Raw genomic sequence first — 15521 nt, forward strand, 5'->3', positions numbered from 1 at the left:
GTACGTGCCTCCCCCCGCCCCTCCCGTCGTAAGACGATCTCCCCGCCTTTGTGACGAACGACTCACGGAGATCGTTCCCTCCAGGTCAGCGGGGCGCCAACGCCTCCCACGCCACGGTCACTTCGCCCTGCCGCCACCGCACCGGCCCGTCCACCACCGGCCAGTCGGCCCGCAACTCCCGCACGGCCCGCATCCACCGCTGCCGAGCCCCGTACGACGCATAGGGCGCGGCAGCGGCCCACGCCCGGTCGAAGTCCCGCAGAAAGGCGTGCACCGGCTCCCCCGGAACGTTCCGGTGAATAAGGGCCTTGGGCAGCCGCTCGGCAAGATCGGACGGCCGCTCCAGCGACCCCAACCGCGCCGCGAAGGTGACGGTCGAAGGCCCCTCCACCCCGAGCGCGACCCACACATGCCGTCGCCCGATCTCGTCGCAGGTCCCCTCGACAAGCAGCCCACCCGGCGCGAGCCGGCCACAGATCCGCGCCCAGACCCCAGCCACCTCCCCCTCGTCGTACTGCCGCAGCACATTCGCCGCCCGCACCAACACGGGCCGCTCCGGGATCGGAATCTCGAACCCCCCGTGCCGAAACACGAGCCCCTCCCGCTCATAGGGCTTGGCCGCCACAACCCGAGCAGGCTCGATCTCCACCCCGACGACCCGCACACGAGGAGCGACCCCGCGCAACCTCTGCAACAACTCGACAGCGGTCCAGGGAGCGGCCCCGTACCCGAGATCCACAGCCACAGGCTCAACGGCACGCCGCAGCTCGGCCCCGTGGACGGCGGCGATCCAGCGATCCATGCGCCGCAACCGATTGGGATTGGTGGTCCCGCGCGTAACGGTGCCCACAGGACGACGGGCGGCGCGAGAAGTCATACGTACGAGGTTATGCGGCACGCGCGCGCGAACGGACCGGCACCCGGGCACGGCGGTGAGGGGACGTGTCGGGGGGTGTCCGCCCGCAGCGGTTGGCGCGTCAACACGGGGCCCTTTATAGGTGACCGATTCCGCGCCGTTCCGAGGACGGACACCCCCCGGCGCGGCCCCGCCCCCCACTCAACCCGAGCCGACCGCAACGCAACGCAAGCCCGAACAGTTGAGCGACTCACGGTAATGCGAGGGCAAAAACCACCCCACCCGGAATGGGAACGAGCCCCTCCGACGTTGCACCCCCTTGGAGGGCGCCCCACACCCTCCGTCCGGCATGCCCGCTGCAAGGAGGAAACGCCACGTGAGCCAGTACGTCAGCAGGCTCGGGCGTCGTTCCCCGGCCACGCCCCCGCGCCTCAGGCTGCACCGCCGCCCCCGCCGCGTGGCGATGCTCTCCGTGCACACGTCCCCCCTGCACCAGCCCGGCACCGGCGACGCGGGCGGCATGAACGTCTACATCGTCGAGCTCGCGCAGCGCCTCGCGGCGATCAACATCGAGGTGGAGATCTTCACGCGCGCCACCACGGCGTCCCTGCCTCCCACCGTCGAGCTCGCCCCCGGCGTCCTGGTCCGCCACGTCGACGCGGGCCCCTACGAGGGCCTCGCCAAGGAGGAGCTCCCCGCCCAGCTGTGCGCCTTCACACACGGCGTGATGCAGGCCTGGGCCGGCCACCGCCCCGGCTACTACGACCTCGTCCACACCCACTACTGGCTCTCCGGCCATGTCGGCTGGCTCGCCGCCCAGCGCTGGGGCGTCCCCCTGGTGCACGCCATGCACACCATGGCCAAGGTCAAGAACGCCAACCTCGCCGACGGCGACACCCCCGAGCCCGCCGCCCGGGTCATCGGCGAGACCCAGATCGTCGACGCGGCGGACCGCCTCATCGCGAACACCACCGAGGAGCGCGACGAACTCGTCCACCACTACGACGCCGACCCCGCCAAGGTCGCGGTGGTGCACCCCGGCGTGAACCTGGACCGCTTCTGTCCCGCCGACGGCCGCGCAGCGGCCCGCGCCCGCCTCGACCTCCCCCAGGACGCGCTCATCCCTCTCTTCGCGGGCCGTATCCAGCCCCTGAAGGCCCCGGACATCCTCCTGCGCGCGGTCGCCGTCCTCCTCGACGAGCGTCCGGAACTCCGCTCCCGCATGGTCGTCCCCGTGGTCGGCGGCCCCAGCGGCAGCGGTCTCGCCAAGCCGGAGGGCCTCCAGAAGCTGGCCGCCCGCCTGGGCATCGCGGATGTCGTACGCTTCCGCCCACCCGTCGGCCAGGACCAGCTCGCGGACTGGTTCCGAGCGGCGTCGCTGCTGGTCATGCCGTCGTACAGCGAGTCCTTCGGCCTGGTGGCGATAGAGGCACAGGCGGCCGGCACCCCGGTCCTCGCGGCGTCCGTCGGCGGACTGCCGGTGGCGGTCCGCGACGGCGAGACCGGTTTCCTCGTACGGGGCCACAACCCCGCCGACTACGCGCGCGTGCTCGCGCGCTTCGCCGACGACCCGCAGCTGGCCTCCCGCGCGGGCGCCGCCGCGGCCCGGCACGCGCAGTCCTTCGGCTGGGACACCGCCGCGGCGGCGACGGCCGACGTCTACACGGCCGCGACCCAGGCCCACCGCCGTCACGTACGCTCCCACCATGGCTGACACGGAGAACGCGGCGCGCGTCATCGAGGCCGTCCTCAAGGACAACGAGCTCGACTGGGAGAGCCCCACCCCCGGCACCTACGTCGTCCAGCTCCCCGGCACCCGCAAGCTGAAGACGACGGTCTCCCTCCTCGTCGGCCGCCACTCCCTCTCCCTGAACGCCTTCGTCATCCGCCACCCCGACGAGAACGAGTCCGGCGTCCACCGCTGGCTCCTGGAGCGCAATCTCAAGCTGTACGGCGTGAGTTACGCCGTCGACCGGCTGGGCGACATCTACGTCACCGCGAAGCTCCCGCTCGCCGCCGTCACCCCCGAAGAGATCGACCGCCTCCTCGGCCAGACCCTGGAAGCGGCGGACGACAGCTTCAACACCCTTCTGGAACTGGGCTTCGCGACCGCCATCCGCAAGGAGTACGAGTGGCGCGTGTCCCGCGGCGAGTCGACCCGCAACCTGGACGCGTTCACGCACCTCACACAGCGTCCGGCGGACGGCCCCTCAAGCTGACCTGGCGTACCGCCCCGGTGTGACCCCCACCAACTTCCGGAAGTGCCGGGTCAGATGGGACTGGTCGAAGAAGCCGGTGGCCGCCGCGACCTCGCCGGGCCGCCGCCCCTCCAGCAGCAGCCGGCGGGCGCGGTCGACGCGGCGGGCGTTGAGGTACTGGTGCGGGGCGATGCCGTACGCCGTGCTGAACGCCCGTACGAGATGGGCGGGATGGGCGTGCAGCAGGACGGCGGCCTCCTCCAGGGCGACCCCTTCGACGATCCGCGCGTCCAGCAGTTCACGCAGCCGGCGGGCGAGTCCCGGGTCGGCGTGCCGCCGGACGTCGATGACGAGGCGGGGCCGCAGATGGGCGGTGAGCCGCTCCCCGATGAACGTCAGCCGGCCGGCCGCCTCCAGCTCGTCACCGGGGTGGTCGAGGGTGTGGTGCAACTGGCCGACGCGCCGCCGCAGGAGCGGGTCCCGCAGATCGGGGGTGTCGACGGCGGGCCCCACGAGATCCTCGCCCAGCACCGTGGTGTCGAGATAGACGACGCGTTTGCGGAAGCCGCCGGGGCCGGCGGGGGAGCCGTTGTGGGGGACGTGCGGCGGCAGCAGCGACACGGTGTCGTGCGGGGTGCCGTGCTCATGCCGGTCGAGGTCGTACCGTACGGCCCCGTCGTCCACGATGAGCAGCGTCCACGCCTCGTGCACGTGCATCGGATAGGCGTACCCGGTGAAGTGCGCGTGGAAGACCTCCCTGACACCCGGGACGGCCGGGCGCCAGGCGGAGACTTCCTGCCGGGTGGCCATGCAAAGAACGTACAAGACGTCGTCGGACCACGCCCCGCAGGCTTCCCGCATGAGTACTGAACCGATGCGCTTCGACACCAAGATCGCCGTCCTGCTGCGCGAGGACCTGGAGACATGGCAGCGGCTGAACGTGACCGCGTTCCTCGTCAGTGGCCTCGGCACGGAGGTCCCCGAGGTGGTCGGGGAGGCGTACGGGGACGCGGACGGGGTGCCGTATCTGCCGATGTTCCGGCAGCCGGTGCTGGTCTTCGAGGGCGGCAAGGAGACGCTGAAGGCGGCCCACGCGCGCGTGCTGTCGCGTGCGCTGCCGCGGTCCGTCTTCACGAGCGATCTGTTCTCGACCGGCAACGACCGCGACAACCGGGCGGCGGTCCGGGCCGTGCGGACGGCCGACCTCGACCTGGTGGGGATCGCGGTGTACGGCCCGCGCAACGCCGTGGACAAGGTCATGAAAGGGGCGCGGATGCATCCGTGACGGAATCTGCACAGCGCTCGCGCAACCGGGCCGTGGGAGACGGCCGTTGGGGCGGGTTGTCCGATTCGCGGCTGTGGGGGTGGTCGCTGTCGGCTCCCTGTGTGGGGTGGGCTGTAGAGAAGCTGCCCCCAAATGGTGTGCGTGCCCTCATGGTTCGGTCGCCGGTCTGCGCAACTGCGGCGTTACGAAGGCCAGGGCACTGGATGCCGGGCACGCACGGTGGTTTGATCCTGTGCACCGCGCCCCGCCCGCTGTCCCCGCGGGGCGATTCCCCCCATGTGCAGTGCACCTCCATTCCATGCGAAGGGCAGTTCCCCATGAACTCCGCTCCCCAGGTCCGGACCCTCGACCTCTCCGACGCCGAGCTCGACACCGTCTCGGGCGGTCTGGCCCCGCAGATCACCGTCACCGCCGGTGACACGACGCTCAGCAGCGACGACGTCCTGGCCCAGCTCGACGGCGTCAAGGCCACGGCGCTGGGTGCCCTCGGCGGCACCCTCGGCGCGCTGCCGCACCAGGTCAGCGTGACGGCCGGTCTCTGATCCACCGAACGACGACAGGCCCCTTGCCCGCTGGGAAGTGCGGGCAGGGGGCCTGTCGCCTTTCGCTCAGGCGGCGCTGACCTCGGGCGTGGCGGAGGCGGCGACCGGCTCCGCGGGCGTCGGCTCCTCGGTCGGCAGCCGTCGCATCAGGACCGCGTACCCCACCCCCGCCACCGTCCCGACGACGGCGCACAGCCCCCACAGCCACTCGGCGCCGTAGTGGTCGATGACGAGCCCGGACATCAGCGGGGCGATGAGGGCGGCGGCGGCCCAGGACAGGGTGTACATGCCCTGGTAGCGGCCGCGGCCGTGCACGGGGGAGAGACGGACCACGAGGCTGGTCTGGGTCGGGGCGTTGACGATCTCGGCGAGCGTCCAGACGCAGACGGTGAGGGCGAAGACGCCGATGGACCCGGCGAAGGCGGTGAGCCCGAAGCCGTACCCGGCGAGCAGGGACGAGATGACGAGCAGCCGGCGCGGGTCGCGGTGCTGGATGAACCGGGTGACGGGAATCTGGAGCGCGACGATCAGAACTCCGTTGACGGCGATCGCCATGCCGTAGTCGGCGGGCGTGAACCCGGCCTCACCCATCGCCACCGGCAGTCCGACCGCGCCCTGCTGGAAGACGAGGGCGATGAGGAAGGACAGCCCGACGACGCCCATGTACCGCCCGTCGCGGAGCACGGTCCCGAGGCCGACGTCGGTGTCCGCCTTTTCCTCATCGGGCGTGCGCTCGGGCCGTGACTCGGGCAGCTTCAGGAAGACGACGATCGCGCAGACGGCGGTCATGGCGGCCTCGATGAGGAAGCCGGCGAGATAGCTGAACTCGGCGATGAACCCGGCGCCCATGGAGGAGACGGCGAAGCCGAGGTTGATGGCCCAGTAGTTGAGCGAGAACGCCCGCACCCGGTCCTCGGGACGCACGATGTCGGCCATCATCGCCTGCACGGCCGGCCGTGAGGCGTTGCTGGTCAGGCCGACGAGGAAGGCGACGGAGGCGATGGCGACGGGGTCGTGCATGAAGCCGAGCAGCGCGACGGAGCCGGCGGTGGAGGCCTGCGCGACGAGCAGCGTGGGCCGCCGGCCCAGCCGGTCCGTCATCACCCCGGCCCCGATGGACGACACGACTCCGCCGAGCCCGTGGAGCGAGGCGACGAGCCCGGCGTAGGCCGCGCTGTAGCCCCGGTCGAGCGTCAGATAGAGCGCCATGAAGGTGGCGACGAAGGCGCCGAGCCGGTTGACGAGGGTGCTTGTCCACAGCCACCAGAACTCGCGGGGGAGCCCGGAGACGGTCTCCCGCAGGGCGCGTCTCATGGTGACGAGTGGCATGGTGGATCCTCCCCCGGTGCGGTAAGTGTCTCAGGCGGCGACCAGAACTTACGGCGAGGGGCGTCGGGGAGGCCACTCATTTAACAGATCCCGTCAACAGTCCGCCCATCGAGCGCCCGCGCGGGCGTCGCGGCCCTTGGATTACGCTCATACGCATGGCCGACGCACCGTACAAGCTGATCCTCCTCCGCCACGGCGAGAGCGAGTGGAACGCGAAGAACCTGTTCACCGGCTGGGTGGACGTCAACCTCAACGAGAAGGGCGAGAAGGAGGCAGTCCGAGGCGGTGAACTCCTGAAGGACGCCGGCCTGCTCCCCGACGTGGTCCACACGTCCCTCCAGAAGCGCGCGATCCGCACCGCGCAGCTCGCCCTGGAGTCCGCCGACCGCCACTGGATCCCGGTCCACCGCAGTTGGCGCCTGAACGAGCGCCACTACGGCGCCCTCCAGGGCAAGGACAAGGCCCAGACCCTCGCCGAGTTCGGCGAGGAGCAGTTCATGCTCTGGCGCCGCTCCTACGACACCCCGCCCCCGCCCCTTGAGGACGGCACGGAGTTCTCCCAGTCCTCCGACCCCCGCTACGCCTCCATCCCGCCGGAGCTGCGCCCCCGCACGGAGTGCCTGAAGGACGTCGTCGTCCGCATGCTCCCGTACTGGTACGACGGCATCGTCCCGGACCTCCTGTCCGGCCGCACGGTCCTCGTCGCCGCCCACGGCAACAGCCTCCGCGCCCTGGTCAAGCACCTCGACGGCATCTCCGACGCCGACATCGCGGGCCTGAACATCCCGACGGGCATCCCGCTGTCCTACGAACTGGACGCGAACTTCAACCCCCTCACCCCGGGCGGCACCTACCTCGACCCCGACGCGGCAGCGGCGGCGATCGAGGCGGTGAAGAACCAGGGCAAGAAGAAGTAGCCTTCACGATCATGCCCCTGAGCCGCGCGAACAGCGTGACTCAGGGGCGTTTTCACGATCCGGGCCCGGGCGTTCGGCTCAGCAGGTGCGGCCCGTGTGGAGGCGGCCTCAGACCATCAGGGTCACCGCGTGGATCTCGTCCGCCTTGTGGCCCGCGCGCTGCCTTCCATGCCGTGGTGTACGTCCATGAACCGGGTCATGGTCCGACACCTCCTTCCCGTTCCGTGCCAGTGCTCGTGCTCCCCCCCATGCTGCGCCTGGCACCCCGCCCGTGCGACCGCACGCACGCACGGCCAAGGGCCCCGGCGCGCACACGCACACCGAGGCCCTTCATGCCGTACGAGAACGTGGGTCAGCCGCACTGACAGGGGTTGCCCGACTGGCACCCGCACCCGCAGCCCGAGCCGCAGCCGCACGCGCCTATCAGCATCAGGTTCCTGACCTCGGCGGGCTGCTCGGTCTCGCGTTCCTGCGTGGGGTCGGGCGTCTTGCTGGGGGATTCGGCCATGGGTCCCTCCTCGGAACAGGCTGGATGCCTGTGTTCATTGCATGCCCGCCCTGGAGGTCGCATCAACGGCGCACTGAGGCTTGTACGCGCCCCGAACAAGCGCCAGCACGCCCGGTTCAGGCGCCCTCGACGCCCGTCACCGGCTGGATGTCCGCCTGCAGCTCGTCCGCGTGCTCACCCGTCACCAGGTACACCACCCGCTTCGCGACCGACACCGCGTGGTCGGCGAACCGCTCGTAGTAGCGGCCCAGCAGGGTGACGTCGACGGCCGTCTCGATGCCGTGCTTCCAGCGGTCGTCCAGCAGATGCTGGAAGAGCGTGCGGTGCAGCAGGTCCATCTCGTCGTCGTCCTGCTCCAGCTGGAGCGCCAGGTCGACGTCCTTGGTGATGACGACCTCCGCCGCCTTCGCCATCAGGCGCTGCGCGAGCTGGCCCATCTCCAGGATCGTGGCGTGCAGGTCCGCCGGGATGGCGCGCTCCGGGAAGCGCAGGCGGGCCAGCTTGGCGACATGCTGGGCCAGGTCGCCGGAGCGCTCCAGGTCCGCCGACATCCGCAGCGACGTGACGACGATCCGGAGGTCCGTCGCCACCGGCTGCTGCCGCGCCAGCAGGGCTATGGCCCGCGCCTCCAGCTCGTGCTGGAGGTCGTCCACCTTCTGGTCGGCCTCGATGACGCTCTCGGCCAGCTTCAGGTCGGAGTCGAGGATGGCCGTCGTGGCGCGCCCGATCGCCGACCCGACCAGCCGGGCCATCTCCACCAGACCGTCGCCGATCGAGTCCAGTTCCTCGTGGTACGCGTCCCGCATCAGGGGTCCCTCTCTTACGTCTGCCTCGGGGGTTCCGGGGGCCAGAACCAGCCTCCGGGAAGCCCGGGAAGGCTCCGGAGAACCGGCGCTGTGAACCCCACGCTCCCACGTTCGACCCCGTACGCGTCGTTTTCCGCCACCCCAAATGAACCAACCCTGGCTCCAAGGTGAACTCTGGGCGACGAGTGTTCGAGGTCGCACCCCGATGGCTGTGGCCAGGACCGATCCCGTGCCTAACCTGGATGCATGGACGTGAACGCGGCGGTCGCCGCAGCGGCAGCGATCGCCGGAGTGCTCACCGGCGTGATCGCCATGCTGGCGTTCCGCTTCAGCGAGCGGGAGCAGAAGCGCCCCACACGTACCTCCCTGCACACCGACCCGGTGCTTCCGCCGGGCGTGGACACCGTCCTGTCCGTCCTCCGCTCCTCCGCGGTCGTCCTCGACGAGGCCGACTCCGTCGTCAAGGCCAGCTCGGCCGCGTACGCGCTCGGCCTGGTCCGGGGCGGGAAGCTGGCCGTGGAGCCCATGCTCCTGATGGCCCGGGACACCAGACGGGACGGGGAGATACGACAGGTCGAACTGGACCTCCCCAGGCGCGGCACCGGGCGCGGGGAGGCCCTCGCCGTCTCGGCCCGTGTCGCACCCCTGGGGTCGCGTCTGGTGCTGCTCCTCGTCGAGGACCTCACCGAGGCCCGGCGCATCGAGGCGGTACGGCGCGACTTCGTCGCGAACGTCAGCCATGAGCTCAAGACGCCGGTCGGCGCGCTCTCCCTGCTGTCCGAGGCCGTCATGGACGCGTTCGACGACCCGGAGGCCGTGACACGCTTCGCCGGCCGGATGCAGATAGAGGCGACCCGGCTCACCAACCTGGTCCAGGAGCTGATCGACCTCTCCAGGGTCCAGAACGACGACCCGCTGGAGGACGCCGAGCCCGTCCGCGTGGACGAGCTCGTCGCCGAGGCCATCGACCGCTGCCGCCACCAGGCCGGCACCAAGCAGATCACCATGGCCTCCGGCGGCACGGCCGACCTGAGGATCTGGGGCAACCGCGGCCAGCTCGCCGCCGCTCTCGGCAACCTCGTCGAGAACGCCGTCAACTACTCCCCGGCCCGCACCCGCGTCGGCATAGCCGCCCGCCGGGTGACCGCGCCCGGCGGGGACCTCCTCGAGATCGCCGTGACCGACCAGGGGATCGGCATCTCCGACAAGGACAAGGAGCGCATCTTCGAGCGCTTCTACCGCGTCGACCCGGCCCGCTCCCGCCAGACGGGCGGCACGGGCCTGGGTCTCGCGATCGTCAAACACGTGGCCGCCTCGCACGGCGGGGAGGTCACGGTGTGGAGCTCCGAGGGTCAGGGCTCCACCTTCACCCTGCGGCTGCCGGAGGCGGGGGCCGCCCGCGACCGCGCACCACACCACCCCGGACTCGATGACGAGACCGGCGGGCCCACCGACTCATCCCCGTACGAACCGCTTCCCGCCCCGGAGGTCCTTCCGTGACCCGAGTGCTTGTCGTCGAGGACGAGGAGTCCTTCTCCGACGCCCTGTCGTACATGCTCCGCAAGGAGGGCTTCGAGGTCGCAGTGGCGACCACGGGGCCCGACGGACTCGACGAGTTCGAGCGCAACGGCGCCGACCTCGTCCTCCTCGACCTGATGCTGCCCGGCCTGCCGGGTACCGAGGTCTGCCGCCAGCTGCGCGGCCGTTCCAACGTCCCGGTCATCATGGTGACCGCCAAGGACAGTGAGATCGACAAGGTCGTAGGCCTGGAAATAGGAGCCGACGATTACGTCACCAAGCCGTTCTCCTCGCGCGAGCTGGTCGCCCGTATCCGCGCCGTACTGCGCCGCCGCGGCGAGCCCGAGGAGGTCACCCCGGCCGCCCTGGAGGCGGGGCCGGTCCGCATGGACGTGGACCGTCACGTGGTCACGGTCTCCGGCTCGAAGGTCGACCTCCCTCTCAAGGAGTTCGACCTCCTGGAGATGCTGCTGCGCAACGCGGGCCGGGTCCTGACCCGCATGCAGCTCATCGACCGCGTCTGGGGCGCCGACTACGTGGGCGACACCAAGACCCTCGACGTCCACGTCAAGCGCCTGCGCGCCAAGATCGAGCCCGACCCGGGCGCGCCGCGGTACCTGGTGACGGTCCGGGGGCTCGGTTACAAGTTCGAGCCGTAAACCGTCGTACGACGAACGAAGGGCGGGACCTCCCGGAAAGGAGGTCCCGCCCTTCGTTCGTCGTACGGCTGGCTTACTGGGCCGCGCTCTCGCTCGCCGTCGCGGAGGCCGACGCCTCGCCCGACGGGGTCGCCGAGCCGGTGGCGGACTCGGTGGGGGAGGGAGAGGTCTGCGCGGGGGTCGACGGCATCTCGGTCGGGCCCCACTTCTCGAAGTAGCTCTGGGCCGGGACCACGAAGGCCTTCAGGCTCACGTCGCCGGTCTTGCTGAAGGAGAAGGTGACCTTCTGGGCGTTGCCGTCCTGGACGGCCTCACCGCTGTTCTCCAGGACCGCGGTGGCGTTGCCCTTGCCGCCGAGGACGAGGGAGCCGCCGGCCGGGATGGTCAGCTTGCCCTTGCCCTTGGCGGGGGAGAGCGCGGCGGTGCCGCCGCCGTCCACGGCGATCGTGTCCAGCGTCTGCGCGCTGGTGCCGTTGTTGAACAGGGTCGCGGAGATCACGGCGGGGCCGGTGGACTCCTGGTCGGGCTGGGTGATGACGACGGCGTTCTGCACCTTGATGTCGCCGACGGTGGTGGCCGCGTTGTCCGGCTTGATCTCCAGCGTCTGGGCGTTGGTGCCGGCGCCGCACGCGGCGAGCGAGGCGATCGAGAACGCGATGGCGGCGGCGGCGAGGGCGCCCCGTCGAAGGCTGCTGCTCACGGCGGCGGCAACTCCTTGACTCGAACGGGCGGGGACTGCATAAAGCCGCCCTAAGTGTCTGTCAGCGGCCTTAGGTTACCGAGCCGTTCCCGCGTCATCGCACCCGACCCTCCCCTCGGGGCGTCCGCTTCCCTCAGCAGGGCGTAGTCGGCGGTCGAGTCACTGCCTTCCCAAGTGACCCCCTGGTCACTTTGGAGCGGCACTCGTCCGGCATTCACATAAGAGCCCCGCGCATCCGCTCGCAAATCTTCCGTGAAGGAATCCGTGATCGCCCACGGAATTGATCAACGGGTGATCCGGTGGGTGCCGGTGATTGTGCGTGATCAATTCCGGATTCGGCGGGGAACGGACTCCGGGCACCGAACGGAGTAGCGGAAGTCGCACACCTGCAACCAGACATATGGGGACGTTCGTCCTCTCTCGAAGGGCTCCGGATGCGTGTAACGTACGCGTTTCACCTCCCCCGGAGAGCCGCTCCGACCTGCGAATACCTTCTTCCGCTCGGCCTCCGCAGCACGTTCCTGTTGCTGTTGTCAAGCCCCGAGATATGCCCTGACCTGCGAAAACGCCATTCAGAACCCGCAGTTTCCGTGTTACCCTGGATAGCCACGGAAGGGGTACCTGTCACATGACGTTCAAGGTTGGCGACACCGTGGTCTATCCCCATCACGGGGCCGCGCTGATCGAGGCCATCGAAACTCGCCAGATCAAAGGCGTGGACAAGACCTACTTGGTGCTGAAGGTCGCCCAGGGTGACCTGACGGTACGTGTGCCAGCGGACAATGCGGAGTTCGTCGGCGTGCGTGATGTGGTCGGTCAGGACGGGCTGGACCGGGTCTTCGAGGTGCTGCGCGCGCCGTACGCCGAGGAGCCCACGAACTGGTCCCGTCGCTACAAGGCAAATCTGGAGAAGCTCGCCTCCGGCGATGTCATCAAGGTCGCGGAAGTAGTCCGTGACCTGTGGCGTCGTGAGCGCGAGCGTGGACTCTCCGCCGGTGAGAAGCGCATGCTCGCCAAGGCCCGCCAGATCCTGGTGAGCGAGCTCGCCCTCGCGGAGAACACGAACGAGGACAAGGCCGAGGCCCTGCTCGACGAGGTCCTCGCGTCCTGACGACGCCCGCTGCCGCCAGGCCCGGCTCAGCACACTGATAAATGCCGCGGTGCCCGATGACGACGTAACAGCTGTCGCCGGGCGCTGCGGCATGTTCATGCCCGAAGGCATGTGCGCATGCGCAGGCAATCGCAGGCATTCATCCGCATGCCCGTAATTCTTCGAGGGAAGCCCCCGATACTTGGCGTGCCGGGCCCGGGCAGCTGGCTCGACCGGCGCGTCACGGAAGGGTCCGGTCAAGGCGTCGCGCCCGGCACGCTGTCTGTCGTACCCACGTTGGCCGAGCACACAAACCTGACAGGAACCGATGTCTGACGATTCGCGCTCCTCGCTCGCGACAAGCCGCGCGGAAGCCCGTACCGCCGTCGTGATCCCGGCCGCCGGCCGGGGCGTACGCCTCGGTCCGGGCGCCCCCAAGGCGCTTCGCGCGCTGAACGGCACCCCCATGCTGATCCACGCGGTCCGCGCGATGGCCGCCTCCCGCGCGGTCTCCCTGGTCGTGGTCGTCGCCCCGCCCGACGGCGCCGCCGAGGTCAAGAGCCTCCTCGACGCCCACGCCCTGCCCGAGCGCACCGACTTCCTGGTCGTCCCGGGCGGTGCCGAGCGCCAGGACTCCGTCAAGCTCGGCCTGGACGCCCTGCCGCCGGAGTACGACATCGTCCTCGTCCACGACGCCGCCCGGCCGCTGGTCCCGGTGGACACCGTCGACGCCGTCATCGAGGCCGTACGGGACGGCGCACCCGCCGTCGTGCCCGCGCTGCCCCTCGCCGACACGGTGAAGGAGGTCGAGCCGGCGTCGGTCGCGGGCGACCCCGAGCCGGTCGTCGCCACCCCCGAGCGCGCGCGGCTGCGTGCCGTGCAGACACCGCAGGGCTTCGACCGGGCGACCCTGGTCCGCGCCCACGAGACCGTCAGCGACAACGTCACCGACGACGCCAGCATGGTGGAGCAGCTCGGCCTCACCGTCGTGGTCGTCCCCGGTCACGAGGAGGCCTTCAAGGTGACCCGCCCCCTCGACCTGGTCCTCGCCGAGGCGGTTCTGGCCCGCAGGAGGCTCAACGATGGCTTCTGAAATTCTTGAAGGGATGCCGCTGCCCCAGGTCGGCATCGGCACCGACATCCACGCCTTCGAAGAGGGCCGCGAACTGTGGTGCGCGGGGCTGAAGTGGGAAGGCGAGGGGCCCGGCCTCGCCGGTCACTCCGACGCCGACGTCGTCGCCCACGCCGCGTGCAACGCGCTGTTCTCGGCCGCGGGGCTGGGCGACCTCGGGCAGCACTTCGGCACCGGGCGGCCCGAGTGGTCGGGCGCCTCCGGCGTCGTCCTGCTCACGGAAGCGGCCCGGATCGTGCGGGACGCCGGATTCCGGATCGGGAACATCGCCGTACAGGTCGTGGGACCGCGCCCGAAGATCGGCAAACGGCGGGACGAGGCGCAGAAGATCCTGTCCGAGGCGGCGGGCGCACCCGTGTCGGTGTCGGGCGCCACCACGGACGGACTCGGCTTCCCGGGACGCGACGAGGGGCTGATGGCGGTGGCTACCGCGCTCGTCGTCAGAACCGCAGGGTGACTGTTATCCACATCCGTCCGATGCACTAGGCATCGCCTACTACCCTGGACCCGTGACTATTCGCCTGTACGACACCAACGCCCGGCAGATCCGTGACTTCACCCCGCTCACAGCGGGCTGTGTCTCGATCTACCTCTGTGGTGCCACCGTGCAGGCCGCACCGCACATCGGGCACATCCGGTCGGGGCTCAACTTCGACATCATGCGCCGGTGGTTCGAGTACCGCGGCTACGACGTGACCTTCGTCAGGAACGTCACGGACATCGACGACAAGATCATCGCCAAGGCGGCCGAGCAGGGCCGCCCGTGGTGGTCGATCGGGTACGAGAACGAGCGGGCGTTCAACGACGGTTACACCGCGCTCGGCTGCCTCCCCCCGACCTACGAGCCACGTGCCACCGGGCACGTGACCGAGATGGTCGAGATGATGCAGGGCCTCATCGAGCGCGGCCACGCCTACGAGGCCGACGGCAACGTCTACTTCGACGTCCGCTCCTTCCCCGGCTACCTGGAGCTGTCCCGGCAGGAGCTGGACAACCTGCTCCAGCCCGCGAGCGACGGCGAGACCGGCAAGCGCGACCCGCGCGACTTCGCCATGTGGAAGTCCGCCAAGCCCGGCGAGCCCACCTGGGGCACCCCGTGGGGCCGCGGACGCCCCGGCTGGCACCTGGAGTGCTCGGCCATGGCGCACAAATACCTCGGCACCGCCTTCGACATCCACGGCGGCGGCCTCGACCTGATCTTCCCGCACCACGAGAACGAGATCGCCCAGGCCAAGGCCTTCGGCGACGACTTCGCCCAGTACTGGGTGCACAACGCCTGGGTCACCATGGCCGGCGACAAGATGTCCAAGTCGCTGGGCAACAGCGTGCTCGTCAGCGAGATGGTCAAGGCCTGGCGCCCCATCGTGCTGCGCTACTACCTCGGCACCCCGCACTACCGCTCGATGATCGAGTACAGCGAGGAGTCGCTGCGCGAGGCCGAGTCGGCGTTCGCCCGCATCGAGGGCTTCGTGCAGCGCGTGGTGGAGAAGGCCGGCCATGTCGAGCCCTCCGCCGAGGTGCCGCTCGCCTTCGCCGAGGCCATGGACGACGACCTGGGCGTCCCGCAGGCGCTCGCCATCGTCCACACCACGGTCCGCCAGGGCAACAGCGCCCTGGCCGCCGACGACAAGGAAGCCGCCGTGGCCCGCCTCGCTGAGGTCCGCGCCATGCTCGGCGTCCTCGGCCTCGACCCGCTCGACCCGCACTGGGCCGGCGAGACCGACCGCGGCGAGGATCTGCACGGGGTGGTCGACAGTCTCGTACGCCTCGTCCTCGACCAGCGCGAGGCCGCCCGCGGACGCAAGGACTGGGCCACCGCGGACGCCATCCGCGACCAGCTCAACCAGTCGGGACTGGCCATCGAGGACAGTCCCCAGGGCCCCCGCTGGAGCCTCGGCCCCCGCTGAGTCCCCTCCGGGTCACGAAGATCGATTGTGCCGTCCGGCTCTCCGGGCGGCACACTTCATAGACGTACGAACAT

Annotated in this window: 17 protein-coding genes; 11 read left to right on the forward strand and 6 right to left on the reverse strand. The window is 70.3% G+C overall.

Translation table 11 applies throughout. From position 1 onward, the window contains the following. Positions 1-85: 85 nt before the first annotated feature. Entirely contained in the window at positions 86-877 is a 792-nt protein-coding gene (locus ACIHIX_RS33110) for a class I SAM-dependent methyltransferase (protein WP_399962686.1), read from the reverse strand. A gap of 355 nt (positions 878-1232) precedes the next feature. Here ACIHIX_RS33110 and mshA point away from each other — a divergent pair, with 355 nt between their 5' ends. Together mshA and ACIHIX_RS33120 are read left to right on the forward strand one after the other, a co-directional pair. After that, the gene (mshA, locus tag ACIHIX_RS33115; RefSeq protein WP_399962688.1) at positions 1233-2570 is read left to right on the forward strand and encodes a D-inositol-3-phosphate glycosyltransferase; all 1338 of its coding nucleotides are present in this window, start codon (positions 1233-1235) and stop codon (positions 2568-2570) included. Beyond that, a complete protein-coding gene (locus ACIHIX_RS33120) occupies positions 2563-3075 on the forward strand; it encodes a YbjN domain-containing protein (protein ID WP_399962691.1) in 513 nt (170 codons plus the stop codon). The genes mshA and ACIHIX_RS33120 overlap by 8 nt, the downstream gene beginning before the upstream one ends. Here the strand turns inward: ACIHIX_RS33120 and ACIHIX_RS33125 are convergent. Then, complete coding sequence (locus ACIHIX_RS33125) at positions 3067-3864, reverse strand: AraC family transcriptional regulator (RefSeq protein ID WP_399962693.1); 798 nt, start codon at positions 3862-3864, stop codon at positions 3067-3069. The genes ACIHIX_RS33120 and ACIHIX_RS33125 overlap by 9 nt on opposite strands. Before the next feature lie 49 nt (positions 3865-3913). On the opposite strand from ACIHIX_RS33125, the gene ACIHIX_RS33130 reads away from it, so the two are divergent. Then, positions 3914-4339: a DUF2000 family protein gene (locus tag ACIHIX_RS33130; protein ID WP_399962696.1), complete on the forward strand. Its 426-nt coding sequence runs from the start codon at positions 3914-3916 to the stop codon at positions 4337-4339. 317 nt (positions 4340-4656) lie between these two features. Continuing rightward, positions 4657-4881: a hypothetical protein gene (locus ACIHIX_RS33135; RefSeq protein ID WP_399962698.1), complete on the forward strand. Its 225-nt coding sequence runs from the start codon at positions 4657-4659 to the stop codon at positions 4879-4881. Between the two features lie 66 nt (positions 4882-4947). Here the strand turns inward: ACIHIX_RS33135 and ACIHIX_RS33140 are convergent, their stop codons facing one another. Next, entirely contained in the window at positions 4948-6210 is a 1263-nt protein-coding gene (locus ACIHIX_RS33140; protein ID WP_399962700.1) for an MDR family MFS transporter, read from the reverse strand. A gap of 155 nt (positions 6211-6365) precedes the next feature. On the opposite strand from ACIHIX_RS33140, the gene ACIHIX_RS33145 reads away from it, so the two are divergent. Then, positions 6366-7127 carry a phosphoglyceromutase gene (locus ACIHIX_RS33145; protein WP_399962702.1) on the forward strand — a complete coding sequence of 254 codons (762 nt, stop codon included), beginning with the start codon at positions 6366-6368 and terminating at the stop codon, positions 7125-7127. A gap of 352 nt (positions 7128-7479) precedes the next feature. On the opposite strand, the gene ACIHIX_RS33150 is transcribed toward ACIHIX_RS33145, so the two are convergent. Both ACIHIX_RS33150 and phoU read right to left on the reverse strand, forming a co-directional pair. Further along, entirely contained in the window at positions 7480-7635 is a 156-nt protein-coding gene (locus ACIHIX_RS33150; protein ID WP_329337621.1) for a hypothetical protein, read from the reverse strand. 116 nt (positions 7636-7751) lie between these two features. Further along, on the reverse strand, positions 7752-8441 hold the full coding sequence (phoU, locus tag ACIHIX_RS33155; RefSeq protein ID WP_399962704.1) for a phosphate signaling complex protein PhoU: 690 nt from the start codon (positions 8439-8441) through the stop codon (positions 7752-7754). A gap of 246 nt (positions 8442-8687) precedes the next feature. Here phoU and ACIHIX_RS33160 point away from each other — a divergent pair, with 246 nt between their 5' ends. Then, positions 8688-9941, forward strand: a complete 1254-nt coding sequence (locus ACIHIX_RS33160; RefSeq protein WP_399962706.1) for a sensor histidine kinase — start codon at positions 8688-8690, stop codon at positions 9939-9941. Further along, on the forward strand, positions 9938-10618 hold the full coding sequence (locus tag ACIHIX_RS33165) for a response regulator transcription factor (protein ID WP_015659563.1): 681 nt from the start codon (positions 9938-9940) through the stop codon (positions 10616-10618). The genes ACIHIX_RS33160 and ACIHIX_RS33165 overlap by 4 nt, the downstream gene beginning before the upstream one ends. Positions 10619-10691: 73 nt before the next feature. On the opposite strand, the gene ACIHIX_RS33170 is transcribed toward ACIHIX_RS33165, so the two are convergent. Then, complete coding sequence (locus ACIHIX_RS33170; RefSeq protein WP_399962708.1) at positions 10692-11318, reverse strand: DUF461 domain-containing protein; 627 nt, start codon at positions 11316-11318, stop codon at positions 10692-10694. A gap of 628 nt (positions 11319-11946) precedes the next feature. Between ACIHIX_RS33170 and ACIHIX_RS33175 the strand changes: the two genes are divergently transcribed. From ACIHIX_RS33175 to cysS, 4 genes are all read left to right on the forward strand, one after another. Beyond that, complete coding sequence (locus tag ACIHIX_RS33175) at positions 11947-12429, forward strand: CarD family transcriptional regulator (protein ID WP_003953493.1); 483 nt, start codon at positions 11947-11949, stop codon at positions 12427-12429. Between the two features lie 307 nt (positions 12430-12736). Continuing rightward, a complete protein-coding gene (ispD, locus tag ACIHIX_RS33180; RefSeq protein WP_399962710.1) occupies positions 12737-13501 on the forward strand; it encodes a 2-C-methyl-D-erythritol 4-phosphate cytidylyltransferase in 765 nt (254 codons plus the stop codon). Beyond that, positions 13491-13997: a 2-C-methyl-D-erythritol 2,4-cyclodiphosphate synthase gene (gene ispF, locus ACIHIX_RS33185; RefSeq protein WP_399962712.1), complete on the forward strand. Its 507-nt coding sequence runs from the start codon at positions 13491-13493 to the stop codon at positions 13995-13997. Before ispD ends, ispF begins: the two co-directional genes overlap by 11 nt. A 52-nt stretch (positions 13998-14049) precedes the next feature. Next, a complete protein-coding gene (gene cysS / locus ACIHIX_RS33190) occupies positions 14050-15447 on the forward strand; it encodes a cysteine--tRNA ligase (RefSeq protein ID WP_399962714.1) in 1398 nt (465 codons plus the stop codon). The last annotated feature ends 74 nt before the right edge of the window (positions 15448-15521 follow it).

Source organism: Streptomyces sp. NPDC051913, assembly GCF_044593635.1.
Lineage (GTDB): Bacteria > Actinomycetota > Actinomycetes > Streptomycetales > Streptomycetaceae > Streptomyces.

Bases quoted from the DNA above. Each gene is read 5' to 3' on its own strand.
- ACIHIX_RS33110 (WP_399962686.1), bottom strand. From the start codon at position 877: ATGACTTCTCGCGCCGCCCGTCGTCCTGTGGGCACCGTTACGCGCGGG.
- ACIHIX_RS33120 (WP_399962691.1), top strand. From the start codon at position 2,563: ATGGCTGACACGGAGAACGCGGCGCGCGTCATCGAGGCCGTCCTCAAG.
- ACIHIX_RS33125 (WP_399962693.1), bottom strand. From the start codon at position 3,864: ATGGCCACCCGGCAGGAAGTCTCCGCCTGGCGCCCGGCCGTCCCGGGT.
- ACIHIX_RS33130 (WP_399962696.1), top strand. From the start codon at position 3,914: ATGAGTACTGAACCGATGCGCTTCGACACCAAGATCGCCGTCCTGCTG.
- ACIHIX_RS33135 (WP_399962698.1), top strand. From the start codon at position 4,657: ATGAACTCCGCTCCCCAGGTCCGGACCCTCGACCTCTCCGACGCCGAG.
- ACIHIX_RS33140 (WP_399962700.1), bottom strand. From the start codon at position 6,210: ATGCCACTCGTCACCATGAGACGCGCCCTGCGGGAGACCGTCTCCGGG.
- ACIHIX_RS33145 (WP_399962702.1), top strand. From the start codon at position 6,366: ATGGCCGACGCACCGTACAAGCTGATCCTCCTCCGCCACGGCGAGAGC.
- ACIHIX_RS33150 (WP_329337621.1), bottom strand. From the start codon at position 7,635: ATGGCCGAATCCCCCAGCAAGACGCCCGACCCCACGCAGGAACGCGAG.
- phoU (WP_399962704.1), bottom strand. From the start codon at position 8,441: ATGCGGGACGCGTACCACGAGGAACTGGACTCGATCGGCGACGGTCTG.
- ACIHIX_RS33160 (WP_399962706.1), top strand. From the start codon at position 8,688: ATGGACGTGAACGCGGCGGTCGCCGCAGCGGCAGCGATCGCCGGAGTG.
- ACIHIX_RS33175 (WP_003953493.1), top strand. From the start codon at position 11,947: ATGACGTTCAAGGTTGGCGACACCGTGGTCTATCCCCATCACGGGGCC.
- ispD (WP_399962710.1), top strand. From the start codon at position 12,737: ATGTCTGACGATTCGCGCTCCTCGCTCGCGACAAGCCGCGCGGAAGCC.
- ispF (WP_399962712.1), top strand. From the start codon at position 13,491: ATGGCTTCTGAAATTCTTGAAGGGATGCCGCTGCCCCAGGTCGGCATC.